13 protein-coding genes are annotated in these 12,067 nt (G+C 61.9%); 7 read left to right on the top strand and 6 right to left on the bottom strand.

Annotated elements, in window-relative coordinates; all coding sequences use genetic code 11:
* The first annotated feature begins 53 nt into the window (after positions 1-53).
* From NKH93_RS05745 to NKH93_RS05725, 5 genes are read left to right on the top strand one after another with little or no spacing between them, the layout of a single operon-like run.
* Positions 54-845, top strand: a complete 792-nt coding sequence (locus NKH93_RS05745; protein ID WP_352475067.1) for an ABC transporter ATP-binding protein — start codon at positions 54-56, stop codon at positions 843-845.
* Positions 842-2,089 (top strand): SfnB family sulfur acquisition oxidoreductase, encoded by a 1,248-nt coding sequence (locus NKH93_RS05740; RefSeq protein WP_352969574.1) that lies wholly within the window; start codon positions 842-844, stop codon positions 2,087-2,089. The genes NKH93_RS05745 and NKH93_RS05740 overlap by 4 nt, the downstream gene beginning before the upstream one ends.
* A gap of 33 nt (positions 2,090-2,122) precedes the next feature.
* A complete protein-coding gene (gene ssuD, locus NKH93_RS05735) occupies positions 2,123-3,298 on the top strand; it encodes an FMNH2-dependent alkanesulfonate monooxygenase (RefSeq protein WP_352969572.1) in 1,176 nt (391 codons plus the stop codon).
* Positions 3,295-4,713 carry an FAD/NAD(P)-binding protein gene (locus NKH93_RS05730; protein ID WP_352541736.1) on the top strand — a complete coding sequence of 473 codons (1,419 nt, stop codon included), beginning with the start codon at positions 3,295-3,297 and terminating at the stop codon, positions 4,711-4,713. Before ssuD ends, NKH93_RS05730 begins: the two co-directional genes overlap by 4 nt.
* 27 nt (positions 4,714-4,740) lie before the next feature.
* The gene (locus tag NKH93_RS05725; protein ID WP_352453638.1) at positions 4,741-5,259 is read left to right on the top strand and encodes a flavin reductase family protein; all 519 of its coding nucleotides are present in this window, start codon (positions 4,741-4,743) and stop codon (positions 5,257-5,259) included.
* 333 nt (positions 5,260-5,592) lie between these two features.
* Here NKH93_RS05725 and NKH93_RS05720 read toward each other — a convergent pair whose 3' ends face one another.
* Positions 5,593-6,210, bottom strand: coding sequence for a cupin domain-containing protein (locus NKH93_RS05720; protein WP_352969571.1), 618 nt, complete (start codon positions 6,208-6,210; stop codon positions 5,593-5,595).
* A gap of 316 nt (positions 6,211-6,526) precedes the next feature.
* On the opposite strand from NKH93_RS05720, the gene NKH93_RS05715 reads away from it, so the two are divergent.
* Together NKH93_RS05715 and NKH93_RS05710 are read left to right on the top strand one after the other, a co-directional pair.
* On the top strand, positions 6,527-6,850 hold the full coding sequence (locus tag NKH93_RS05715) for a hypothetical protein (protein WP_352453636.1): 324 nt from the start codon (positions 6,527-6,529) through the stop codon (positions 6,848-6,850).
* A 739-nt stretch (positions 6,851-7,589) separates the two neighbouring features.
* On the top strand, positions 7,590-8,060 hold the full coding sequence (locus NKH93_RS05710; RefSeq protein WP_352541739.1) for a group I truncated hemoglobin: 471 nt from the start codon (positions 7,590-7,592) through the stop codon (positions 8,058-8,060).
* 91 nt (positions 8,061-8,151) lie between these two features.
* On the opposite strand, the gene NKH93_RS05705 is transcribed toward NKH93_RS05710, so the two are convergent.
* The 5 genes from NKH93_RS05705 to NKH93_RS05685 all read right to left on the bottom strand — a co-directional run bounded on the left by NKH93_RS05705 (position 8,152) and on the right by NKH93_RS05685 (position 12,067).
* Positions 8,152-8,745, bottom strand: a complete 594-nt coding sequence (locus tag NKH93_RS05705; protein WP_352541740.1) for an SOS response-associated peptidase — start codon at positions 8,743-8,745, stop codon at positions 8,152-8,154.
* Positions 8,746-8,829: 84 nt separating this feature from the next.
* On the bottom strand, positions 8,830-9,087 hold the full coding sequence (locus NKH93_RS05700) for a hypothetical protein (protein WP_352571650.1): 258 nt from the start codon (positions 9,085-9,087) through the stop codon (positions 8,830-8,832).
* A 265-nt stretch (positions 9,088-9,352) separates the two neighbouring features.
* Entirely contained in the window at positions 9,353-9,829 is a 477-nt protein-coding gene (locus NKH93_RS05695) for a hypothetical protein (RefSeq protein WP_352969570.1), read from the bottom strand.
* 561 nt (positions 9,830-10,390) lie between these two features.
* A complete protein-coding gene (locus tag NKH93_RS05690) occupies positions 10,391-10,591 on the bottom strand; it encodes a CsbD family protein (RefSeq protein WP_023719429.1) in 201 nt (66 codons plus the stop codon).
* Positions 10,592-10,783: 192 nt separating this feature from the next.
* Positions 10,784-12,067 carry an ROK family transcriptional regulator gene (locus tag NKH93_RS05685; protein ID WP_352969568.1) on the bottom strand — a complete coding sequence of 428 codons (1,284 nt, stop codon included), beginning with the start codon at positions 12,065-12,067 and terminating at the stop codon, positions 10,784-10,786.

Here is a 12,067-nt window from a genome sequence, read left to right as displayed (position 1 = left end):
TCGCGGCCGGCCCCCGGGCCGGCCGCGATTTCCTGCCTATTGCGGAGTCATCGATGTCCAGCCCGGAAAATCCGATCCTGTCGGTCAGTCGCGTGGAGGCCGTCTACAACGGCGCCATCGCCGCCCTGCACGGTGTCGACCTGTCGGTCGGCAAAGGCGAGATCGTCGCACTGCTCGGCTCCAACGGCGCCGGCAAGACGACCCTGCTACGCGCCGTATCCAATCTCCTCCCGGCCGAGCGCGGTACTGTTACCGCTGGCCGGATCACTTTCGACGGCGAGGATGTCTCCAGGGCAAGCCCCTCTCACCTCGTCCGCAAGGGTCTGGTCCAGGTCCTCGAGGGCCGACACTGCTTCCGCTCGCTGACGGTCGAGGAGAACCTTCTGACCGGCGCGCTCGGGCGTTCGTCCTCCCGCACCGGCGTCAAGGCCGACCTCGACCGCGTCTATGCGCTTTTCCCCAGGCTCACCGAGAAGCGGCGAACCCGGTCCGGCCTCACCTCCGGCGGCGAGCAGCAGATGACGGCGATCGGCCGCGGTCTGATGTCGCGGCCGAAACTCTTCGTGCTGGACGAGCCTTCGATGGGGCTGGCGCCGCTGATCGTCGACGAGATTTTCAGCGCTTTGAAGCGGCTCAATCGGGACGAAGATCTTTCGATCCTTGTCGCCGAGCAGAATTCGGCAGTGGCGCTGAAATATGCCGACCGCGCCACCGTGCTCGAAAACGGAAAGAGCGTGCTGGAAGGGTCGGCCGCCGACCTGCGCCAGCGCGACGACATCAAGACCTACTATCTCGGCGGCACGCCGCTTCCATCGCAACATTTTCCCCAGGAGACCGCAGCATGACCATCCAATCGAAGCAGCCGTCCGATATCCGCAGCGCCGTCCCCCCGGTTGAGCGTCCGTCGGCCAGAGCGCATGTCATCAAGACCGACGCCGAGGCGATCGCTGTGGCGGAAAAACTGGCCGCAGACTTCGCCAAGGACGCCGCCAGGCGGGACCGCGAGCGCATCTGGCCGAAGGAAGAGCTCGATGCGTTTTCGCAGAGCGGCCTGTGGTCGATCAACGTGCCGAAGGCCCATGGCGGACCGGAACTCTCCTATGTGACGCTGTCGAAGGTGATCACCATCATCTCGGCGGCCGATCCGTCGCTCGGCCAGATTCCGCAGAACCATCTCGGCGTCGTCGCCGCCATCCGCACCGTCTCTGACGAGGCCCAGAAGCAGTTGCTCTTCGCCGAGGTTCTGTCCGGCACGCGGTTCGGCAACGCGTTCTCGGAATTCGGCTCCAAGCGGGCGGCCGATTTCGAGACCAAATTCGTCGACGCTGGCGACCACGTCGTGGTCAATGGCCAGAAATTCTATTCCAGCGGCGCGCTGCTCGCCCATCTGGTGCCGATCGTGGCGCTCGATGACGAGGGCCGGGCCTGGTATGCCATCGCCGATCGCGGCGCGCCCGGACTGACGGTCATCGACGACTGGTCGAGCTTCGGCCAGAAGACGACGCTGTCCGGCACAGTCCTGCTGGACAATGTGAAAGTGCCGAAGACGCATCTCGTCCCCGGCTACAAGGGCTATGACCGGCCGACCGCCGACGGCGCCATCTTCCAGATCATCCAGGCTGCTGTCGATCTCGGCATCGCCAACGCGGCGATCGACGAAACCGTCAGCTTCGTGCGCACCAAGTCGCGCGCATGGATCGACAGCGGCGTCGATCATGCCTGGCAGGATCCCTACACTATCCAGGCGGTCGGCGACCTCCGCCTGCGGGCCAATGCGGCGCAGGCGGTTCTGGACAAGGCCGGCCTTGCGGTCGACCGCGCCGTGGCCGATCCGAACGATAGGACCGTCGCGAAAGCGCAGATCGCGGTTGCCGAATCCAAGATCCTCACCACCGAGATCGCCATCAACGCCACCAACAAACTGTTCGAACTCGCCGGCACGCGATCCACACTGGCCGAGCACAATCTCGACCGGCACTGGCGCAACGCCCGAACCCACACGCTGCACGATCCGGTGCGCTGGAAATACGCGATCCTCGGCAACTATTACCTGAACGACGTCAATCCGCCGCTACACGCCTGGAGCTGAGCGAGAACGCCGTAAAGTCATAGAGGACTGTTCATGAGCACTGCCATCCCCGACAGGATCAAGGTCCTGTGGTTTCTTCCGACCCATGGCGACAGCCGCTATCTCGGCACCTCCGAGGGGGGCAGGGCGGTCGACCTGCCCTATCTGACCCAGGTCGCCAAGGCCGCCGACGCCATCGGCTATTACGGTGCGCTGCTGCCGACCGGCCGAAGTTGCGAGGACAGCTGGGTCGTGGCGTCGGCGCTGGCGCCGTTGACGCAGCGGCTCCGCTTCCTCGTTGCCGTCCGTCCCGGGCTGCAGTCGCCGACGCTCGCGGCGCGGATGACCTCGACGCTCGACCGCATTTCGGGCGGGCGCCTGCTCATCAACGTCGTCACCGGCGGCGACCCGGTCGAGAACAAGGGCGACGGCATCTTCCTCAGCCATGACGAGCGCTATGAGGTGACGCGGGAATTCCTCGATATCTACAAGGCCGTGCTGCGCGGCGAGACCGTTGCCTACGAAGGCAGACATTTCCGCATCGAGGACGGAAGGCTGCTGTTCCCGCCTGTGCAGACGCCGCATCCGCCGCTATATTTCGGCGGCTCGTCGGAGGCGGCCAATGCGGTCGCCGCCGAGCAGATCGATAAATATCTGACCTGGGGCGAACCGCCGGCTGACGTCGCCGCAAAGGTCGACCATGTGCGCGGCCTTGCCGAGAAGGCCGGACGCCAGGTGAGTTTCGGCATCAGGCTGCATGTCATCGTTCGCGAAACCAATGACGAAGCCTGGGCCGATGCCGACCGCCTGATCAGCCGCCTGGACGACAAGACGATCGCCGAGGCGCAGAAGGTTTTCGCGCGCATGGATTCCGTCGGCCAGTCGCGCATGAGCCGGCTGCATGGCGGCCGTCGCGACAAACTCGAAATCAGTCCGAATCTGTGGGCCGGTGTCGGCCTGGTGCGTGGCGGCGCCGGCACCGCTCTGGTCGGCGATGCGGCTACGGCGGCGGCACGGATCGATGAATACCGGCGCATAGGCATCGATACATTCATCCTGTCCGGTTACCCGCATCTGGAGGAAGCCTATCGCTTCGGCGAACTTGTGTTGCCGCAGTTGCCACTCGATCACGAGATCTCAACGCGGCAGACGGCCGTCAACATGGGCCCCTTCGGCGAAACCGTGGCCGGCGACCATCGCCCGTCGGCGCTGCGCGCGAGCCAGTCTTGAGCGCCAGCGCACCGATCATAGCGATTGTCGGCGGCGGCTTTTCAGGTGCGGCGACTGCGTTTCATCTGGCGCGACTGCTCCCGGCCGGTGCATCCGATATCGTGGTCGTCGAGCCCCGCGAGGGGCTCGGCTATGGTCTGGCTTACTCCACGGCCGATCCGGCGCATCGTATCAATGTGCCGGCGTCGAGAATGACGCTGATCTCCGGCCAGGACAGCCACTTTGCCGACTGGCTGGAGCAGACCAGAGCCATTGTAGACGATGCCGAGGCTATTGCCGCCTACGGAGCACTCTACCCGCAGCGTCGCGTTTTCGGGCGCTATGTGGAATCTCATCTCCGGCCCTTCCTTCTCAGCAAAACGATCCGCCATGTCAGGTCCGCCGTCGCATCGGTCGAGCGCACCGGCGAGGGCTACCGTCTGATCCTCGCTGATGGCGGGGCGCTCGCTGCCGACGCCGTGGTGATTGCGACGACGCATCCGCCGCCGGCCTTGCCGATGCCCCTGAAGTCCGTGGCTGGCACAGCCGGGCTGGTGGCCAATCCCTATGATCTCGAGAGGCTGGAAGCGATCGGCCGCGACGACCGTGTCCTGGTCGTGGGCACCGGACTGACGTCGGCGGACGTGATTGCAACGCTCGACCGCAAGGGGCATCGTGGCCACATCGTCGCGCTGTCACGCCACGGCTATCGCTCGCGCGGCCAAGCCGCGATGCTGGCCGATCCAATTGGCGATTTCACGACCCTGCCTTCACGCAGCGCAACGGCACTATTCAGGCGCATCCGGGTAACGATCCTTGATGCCAAGCGTCGGGGCGAAGACTGGCATCCGGTGCTCGATGCTGTCCGACGTCAGGGACAAACCATCTGGCAGGCCTTGCCGCTGGCCGAGCAGCGACGTGTGGCACGCCATCTTCGTGCGCTCTGGGACGTGCATCGCTTCCGCCTCGCGCCGCAAGTTGCGGACGTGCTCGATCGATGCGTCGCCGAGGGCAAGCTTGCCTATCGCGCCGCAACGATTGTCGGCGCCGAACAGGTCGACGGACGCATTTGCGTCAGGCAGCGACTGCGTGGCCAACGCAGCCTCGTTGTCGATGCTTTCGACAGTGTGATCGTGACGACCGGACCGGCGCACGCCGATATCTTGCGGACCAACACGGCGATTGCGGCGCTCGCGCGGATGGGATTGGTCCGGCTCGATCCGATTGGTCTTGGTTTGGATACCGACAGCCAAGGCCGTGCGGTCGGCACATCCGGGCGCCCGACCGATAGCATTTTCGTCAGCGGGCCACTGGCGCGAGGCAGCGTCGGCGAACTGATGGGAATTCCCGAAGTCACCGCACATGCCGAGCGCATCGCCGCCGAAATTCACCAATGGTTGGGATACCAAACGGCGTTGCGTCGCAAGGCGTCGTGAAGCTGCAAACACGATGAGGCTATCCAGATGACACTGACCGAACGCGTTCCCCTATTGGAAACCTTAGTGGAAACCCGGGTTCCCCTGAAATTTGCGATGCGACACCTGGCCGGAGCTGTCTCTGTGGTCACCGCCGGTGTTGGCGACGAACGGACGGGCGCAACCGTTACCACCGCCCATTCCCTATCGGTCGAACCAGAGGTGATGGTTGTCAGCATCAATCTGAACTCGTCTACCTGGGCAGCCATCAGCCGGCATCGGCATTTCTGCGTGAATGTGCTGCGTGCCGACCAGATCGCGATTGCCGACCGCTTTGCCGGGCGCGGTGGCCTGAAGGGGTCGGCGCGCTACGAGGGCGCTCGCTGGTCCAGCCTTGCAAGCGGCGCACTGGCACTCGACGAGGCGCTTGCCGCGGTCGACTGCGCGGTTGAGGATACTATTATTCGCCACAGCCACGCGCTGATCCTCGGCAGCGTCCGGCATGTGGTGAGCGGAGAGCCGGGCCCGGCGCTGATCTATCATCACGGCGCATACGGATCGTCGTAAACGTATTTCGGTTCCTGGTGCTTGGCGGCGCGGTGAAGGTCCAGGCATTCAAATGAAGGCTTGATCTAGAATGCCTTGGAGAGAAAACAGTAAAGGGGAGGCGGGTCTTTTGGCGTCCAGCCAGAACCGCAGGCTAGAAGTGATTCCCAGCCATTTTGTCGCCCGTCACAATGTTACAAAACTCATCGTAAGTAGTTGATTTTATTATAGATACCTAGAGTTCAATCCTCTCTCGCAGCACCATCGAATTCAGCATGCACCTGTTAGCGTCAACTGGTCGCCGACTGTCTGCAACAGGTGGAGAGCGGAAGTATCATCCCGGGAAATGTCGCCTCAATCGAGGCTGGCCGGCGACGAGAACGGCTGATTGGCGTCGACCACGAAGATGGCCAGCTCATCGAGATCGGTTGTGCCGGCGCTGAACACCTCCATCGGCGTGTTGGCCCCGTGTCCGATCATTGCCGTGCCAGCTTCAGCATAGGTCACTCCGTGGGGCGTTCTCTGGCCGAGCTTGCCGGCCAGCACATAGAAGGCCTCCGGTCCCGGATGCGTATGGATCTTCGTCTTGACGCCGGGCGCTCCACCGGCGCGGTTGACACGCAGCAAATACTCGCTTGCGCTGATCGGAGGGATCGGTCCGATCTCGACGACCTTGGTTCCGCCGGTCGTAGAGCCATCCTTCGGTCCAAGCGTGAACAGCCAGACCTTGCCTGCGACCTCGGCCGCAAGCGAGGTCGGGCCCGCAACGCTTTGGGCTTGCGCCAGCGTTGGCAGATTATCCAGCCGCCAGTACAACGGTCCGGAGGGCAGTTCCTTCACCTTTTTCTCAACCACCGGCTCGACGGCGAATTTGCTGTCTGCGGGTATTGAGGCTGACGTCATCAGCCCGAAAGCACACACCGAGAATATAAGCAGGCCAATACGGCGGGCGCTGAGGGAATGCGGCTTCATGGTTGGTCCTCCCTTTCATGGTCGTCCCCTCGACCCAATATTAGCTATAGCATATGTACCGACTTACGGCACGGACCAAGTTTCGAGCGAGCTAAAGCGCCTGCCGCCAAAGAAGACTGTTCATGATGCCAAACCCTCTAGGGCCCGCGCATGGCGGCCAGCCCCGTTCGGGCGGGCGCCCGAAAATGCCTGAGGTGCCAAGCATCTCGCCATGCTAGGAAAATGCCAAGGTCGAGGCACAGCTCCGCTCGCACGCGCCATGATGCGCGCGGGGAAGGCGTTCCAGTCTGCCCAGCTGCAGGCGGCTTAACAAAGCTTGCAGCCGGGAACAACCACTCAACGACTCGCGTTTCTTGCCAAGGCCCGCTTCTTTTGCAACGGGGCGGCGGGCGTCGAAGGCTCGCAAATGTCGCGCCGGCGTTTCAATCGCACTCGCCTCAGCCCTCACGATTTGGCTATTTGTGAACGCGTGTTTGATCAGGTTTGCGCAGATGAGCACATTGACCCTCTAAGCCTGGATGCCGAAGCCTTGGCGGTGATGATTGTCGCAATCTTCCGAAACGTGACTACCAATGAGCGCGAACTGCTGGAGGAAGTTAGGTCTCTTCGTCGCTCAAAAGGCGCAGAGAAGGCGCACTAGCTAGGCGGCGTTCCGAGGCGAATTGTTCTAGTCCCGCATTGGCACAATCGGATTGGCATCTGAATTGCTCATTGAGAATCGCCAGAGTGTAGCCACCGAGCTTGCGAAGGGGACGGAAATGGGCTTAGCCGAAGACTTATCGGATGTCGCGCTCACATTCGAATGTCCGGATTGCTTGCATCCGGCGGTAAGAAAGGGCTCTGCACTAAGAACAATCGCGCACTTCAGATGCGACGGGTGCAACGCCAAGGTGCGGATGACCTATCCGCAGAAGCTCGCGATCTTCGAAAAGCACAGGCTATTGGCCGCAAGCAGCCGGCAAAGCCGCGGGAAGCGATTGTACGCCCCTACCGGGGCTGATTGCCGCCGACAACACGACACAGAAGGAAAATGCCCAAGGTCAGGGGCACAGATGCGGCCGAAGTGGCTTCGCGACCTCTGCCGCGTGCAGCGACGCGTGCTTAACACTTCCTCATCCGCGCGGCCTTCGCCCCTTTTGACGCATGTTGACCACGGCAATGCCGCCCAATCGGAATAATTCGGGCGAAGGGCTCGTTAGTTCTTTAGGTGATGCTAAAATACGGCAAAGTGTCCGAATGTCATTTCATGAAGCCCGCCAGACAGGCTGCGGCTCGCTCTGGCCTAACCTCGAAGGGAACCAGGGATGAAAATTTCGACTTCTCTGACAAGACGAAGTGTTGTCGCCGCGCTGGCGCTGACCGCCGCATCGACGTCGGTATTGCCTGCCGACAAGGCGCTCGCGCAGACGAAGAAAACCACATCCGAGAAAAGTCTGTATGAGCGGCTGGGCGGCGTGTTTGCCATCGCAGCGGTGATCGATCACTTCAGCGACGCCGTCGTGAGGAACCCGATCGTAGGCCAAAAGTCCAAGAATCCGCAGCTGCGCAAATGGCACACCAAGAACCTTGAAAGGTTGCCCGGCCTCAAGTTCATGCGCACGCTGTGGGTCTGCGACGTTTCTGGCGGGCCCTTCAAGTTCGTCGCCACCAAGCCCGGCACGACGCCGCTCGGCCTCGAGGAGGCGCATCGCGACCTGCGGATTTCCCCCGCGGAATTCGATGAGGTCGCAGCCGAACTCGGGCGGACCTTGGATCATTTCAAGATTCCGAAGCCTGAGAAAACCGAAGTCCTGGAAGCTTTCGCCGCCCACAAGGACGAGGTCACCGCCGGCTACGTCAAGCGGGGCTGAAGCGCTTATATCGCGCGGGCATTCGTTCTGAGCATGGCGCGCGTCGCCGTGAGGCGCGGCCGCAGCTCAGCGCGCAATTTTCCGATGGTTCCTACTCCGAACCTGCCCGAGCTGTCTCCACTCTGAGCGACCCTACCGGCAACGGCCGCAGGAGTTCAGCCTCGGACCTCGTGAGATGGATCCAGGCCGCCCAGTCCGATGGCCGCAGCACAACCACTTGCCGGTTGTGATATGGCGCCACGTCCGGCCCTGGCTCGCTCGTCAGCATCGTGAACGTCGGCGGCTTGTTGCCGACACCCTCGCGCCACAGCCCGGCAATCGCCATGAACGAATGGCCATTCAGCGTGAACCTGTGCTTGGTTTTTGGATATTTCGTTCCCGTGAATTCGAAGAATGCCGACGCCGGAACGAGACAGCGCTTGCTGTTGCTGAACTGCCGGCCCTCCGAGCGAAAGTTGAATACAGGTCCGCCTTTTGGCCCGGCCGGAGGAAAGCCGAATGTCATCGACGCCAGTTCGATTGCGTCGCCGGCGGCGCGCATTACAGGTGCGGGGTCGTTGATGCGGATGTCATCCGCCTGCGGCAGATCCAGTTCGGTTTGATGGCTGGGGATTTTGAGCGCCAGCGATTCCATCATCCGGCAGTATTCGGCCCAAGCGATGTGCTGCTCGTAGTCATTGCACATGGAATGGCTCCGCACGCTCGATCGAGATCAGTTCAATATAGCGTTTATCGGTGGGCGCCGATTGCTGGCGGATTTGATATAAGCCTATTTGGGCCGGCGTGCGGCAGCGATGGCCTGCAACAGATTGATGCTGTTCACGTCGGGTTCGCTGGATGCGGCAACGGCAAGTGCGGCGGCTTCGGCTATTTTCGCGACGTCGTCGCTGCTGATCGTTCCACGCTTTTCCAGCAGATTTACGAGTTCGACAACGAGAAGAAAGGCGTTCACACCATATCGTTCGGCTTTGAGCTCGAACTCGCCTCGAGCCAATCTCTCCGCGTCTCCTTCAGCCCGTTTGTCCACGTTGGCGTCCTCTCCTATGGCTACAAGCTATTAACGCTTAGCACGAATGGTTTAATCCTTCGAACTGGCCACAACCTTCGCCAATTGCCGGGCATAGTGTCGCCGGTGGCAAGGGCATGGGTTCAGCCAAGGATGAGACCAACCAACAGAACGGTAAGAATAAAGGACAACACGACGGCAAGTAGCCCGCATGCTTCCAAAGTGTTGGTTTGCCAAGCTTTCGTCGGGCGCCTCCGATTTGAATTCCCGTTTCGCGAAACAAACTTCATCGGGCACCAGATCGGACGCGGAGCCGGCTTGAATTTGGCAAAGCGCTCCTCTTCATCTGCCCGGAAGGCATCTCCGCGAAACTCCGGAGCACCGTGTGCGCGGCGCCGACCTGCCTTTCATCGACGCGGGCCATCACCAGTACGACACCTTCTGCGATCTTCGGCTTGCGCAGCTTCTGGGCAAAATTGGCAAAAGTTCCGAGAAGCACGCCGGCAAAGCCGCCCCAAGCCGCACCGACCAGGGCCATGCCGGTCATCCCCGCAGGATCAACGTCTTGAGCTCCAAAAGCGCTGAAGCCGGCCAACAGACCAGCCGTCGCGCCAAGTGCGGCACCAGCAATCGCACCCCGCCAGAGAGCGCTCATCTCATCGTCGTAATATCCAGCAACGCTGATCGGTTCATCATTGTCGTTGTAAGATCCGACCACGCTGATTTGCCGGCGACGAATCCCGGCAGCCTGAAGCTTGGCCACGGCACGTGCTGCCTGGGCATGGGAATTGAACAGTCTGCTGATTGTTTGCATTACGCCCAGGCCCGACGCCCGTTCGGAGCGTCGGGCCTCTCCTCCCTGGCTTTGAACTCTTCCGCCCGGACGCATCTTCGTCGCGCCAAAGCTCACCACAACGTGAACCAGCCGGCTACGTTCCTCAGCCGGGGCTTCGGTCCAATCCTGGAGTATCTTGCTTGGGACCTAAGTCTGACCAGCTTGGGCGCGCTGAGGCCATACCGAGCGGGGACGGTCGCCGGCTCGAAGAGAGGGTTCAGGATGCTATCGCAGACCCAAAAAGCTCAAAATGGCGATTACGATCACGATCGCGCCGACCAGCCAGATAATGTTGTTCATCATTGCACTCCTTCGCCTCCGGGCGGGGCGCACGCCGGGGCGAAGCCCGCCACACAAGTAGAATATTAGATACGGCTAAAGGTTCCTCGTGGGGCCTCGCTGTCGAAAGAGCCCACCGCACCAGTCGGCACGGCGGGCGACGCAGCGTTTCACCCCGGTGGGGGCAGAAGACGGCGTTGCGTCCAAGGCTCAGCTGATGCTTCTGGACCAGTTATCAACCTGGCGCTCTGCCTCTTCCTTGGCGATGCCATATCGCTCCTGGATACGCCCCAAGAGCTGGTCCCGGTTGCCCTCGATCCGATCAAGATCGTCGTCGGTGAGGTCACCCCACTGCTCCTTCGCCTTGCCTTTGAACTGCGTCCATTTTCCCTTGATTTGATCCCAGTTCATATGTTCCTCCTTGCTTCCTGGGCCCGCACTGAAGCGGAGCGCGGACCGATCGGCATTTCAATGTTGGTGACGAATGAAGATTAGCAGCCGCTAAAAGTTCCGGTGCCGGCGCAAAAAGCCCGTCGTGCCCGTGCCGGACTGCGAGCTGATGTTGATGATGCCTGGAGCTTGATGCTCTTTCGCGGCACTGTCTTATGCCGTTGAAGGCGCTGAGCTTCTTGCTGGTTGGCCTTGGCTGGCAAGCCTCGAAAGGCTGCCCGGCAGCATTGTTCTGTCCTTGCCGATCATGAGCACGCCGCTGTCGGGCGCCAACAGTGCCGAGAACGGCAGCATCGCCGCGCCGATCGGCGAGGCCTCGGGGCCGAATTGTCCCGAGACGATTTCCGGCGCCACGATGCCGATGGCGCTGATCCTGTTGAACTGGGTCTGCACCTTTGCCAGCAGCTCGAGATGGATCGGCCGCGGCAGGATGCTGTCGAGAACGATCGCCTCGATGTCGATGACGGAGGTGATGGCGATGATCGCCTCGACCAGCGCATTGGCGCAATCGTCGATCCATTCGGACAGCGGTTCGCGCGCCCCTGGCGGCAAGGGGTCGAGTTCGCGCACGCGGTTGATCTCGATGCCGCGCGATTTGAGATGATTGACCAGCACATAGATCGAAGCGCGATGCAGCAGGCTCTGGTAGCGCGCCGGCTTGGCCGCCACCGAATCGAGGCTTGAAGGCGAGACCGGCAAAGGACCGAGCGCGGCGCTGTTGCCGTGCGGCCCGGTATGGACCTTGCCGCCTTGCACCAGTCCGCCGCCGACAAAGGTGTCGATCGAGATATGCATGAAGTCGCGGAACCGCGCGCCGGTCCCCTGGATGAGTTCGGCGAGTGCGGCCGATGATGCGTCGTTTTCCACGAAGACCGGGGTCTTCGGCTTTGTGGCGAAGAACGTCGTCAGATCGATTGCTTCCCAGCGGCTGCCGAGATCGTCGGGAAAGCCGAGCTCTTCGCTCCAGCCGCCGAGGAAATATGGCGAGGCGATGCCGACGCCGACGATGCTGGCATCGCCAAGCCCCTCGACCAGCATGTCGAAATTGGCCAGCGACATGTTGCCGGCCTTGAGCACCATGTCGGGATCCGGAAAGCGATATTCGTGCGACTCGCGCGAGCGGACCTCGCCGGCAAAGTCGACGAGCACGGCTTCCAGCGCGCGCCGGCCGATCTTGATGCCGACGCTGTAGATACGCTCAGGTGCAAGTCGGTAGAGAGTGGACGGCGATCCGCGTTGCCCGAACCTTTTTCCCACTTGCTTTACGAATCCGGAAGATTCCAGCCCGTCGACAATGGTGGCGACCGCGGCCGGCGTCAGATTTGCGGCGCGCGCCAGATCGGACTTGGATGCCTCCTTCAGGCGGCGAATGGCATCAAGCACGAAGCGCTCGTTATAATGCCGAACCTTGACCGAATTGCTGCCTTTTCCGGACAA

Origin of the sequence: Mesorhizobium sp. M0954, assembly GCF_040319155.1 — a bacterium.
In the GTDB taxonomy this organism is placed as follows: domain Bacteria; phylum Pseudomonadota; class Alphaproteobacteria; order Rhizobiales; family Rhizobiaceae; genus Mesorhizobium.
Note: the sequence above shows the minus strand (reverse complement) of the source record. Positions and strands in the feature narration are given on the sequence as shown.

Bases quoted from the DNA above. Each gene is read 5' to 3' on its own strand.
- NKH93_RS05745 (WP_352475067.1), top strand. From the start codon at position 54: ATGTCCAGCCCGGAAAATCCGATCCTGTCGGTCAGTCGCGTGGAGGCC.
- NKH93_RS05740 (WP_352969574.1), top strand. From the start codon at position 842: ATGACCATCCAATCGAAGCAGCCGTCCGATATCCGCAGCGCCGTCCCC.
- ssuD (WP_352969572.1), top strand. From the start codon at position 2,123: ATGAGCACTGCCATCCCCGACAGGATCAAGGTCCTGTGGTTTCTTCCG.
- NKH93_RS05725 (WP_352453638.1), top strand. From the start codon at position 4,741: ATGACACTGACCGAACGCGTTCCCCTATTGGAAACCTTAGTGGAAACC.
- NKH93_RS05720 (WP_352969571.1), bottom strand. From the start codon at position 6,210: ATGAAGCCGCATTCCCTCAGCGCCCGCCGTATTGGCCTGCTTATATTC.
- NKH93_RS05705 (WP_352541740.1), bottom strand. From the start codon at position 8,745: ATGTGCAATGACTACGAGCAGCACATCGCTTGGGCCGAATACTGCCGG.
- NKH93_RS05690 (WP_023719429.1), bottom strand. From the start codon at position 10,591: ATGAACTGGGATCAAATCAAGGGAAAATGGACGCAGTTCAAAGGCAAG.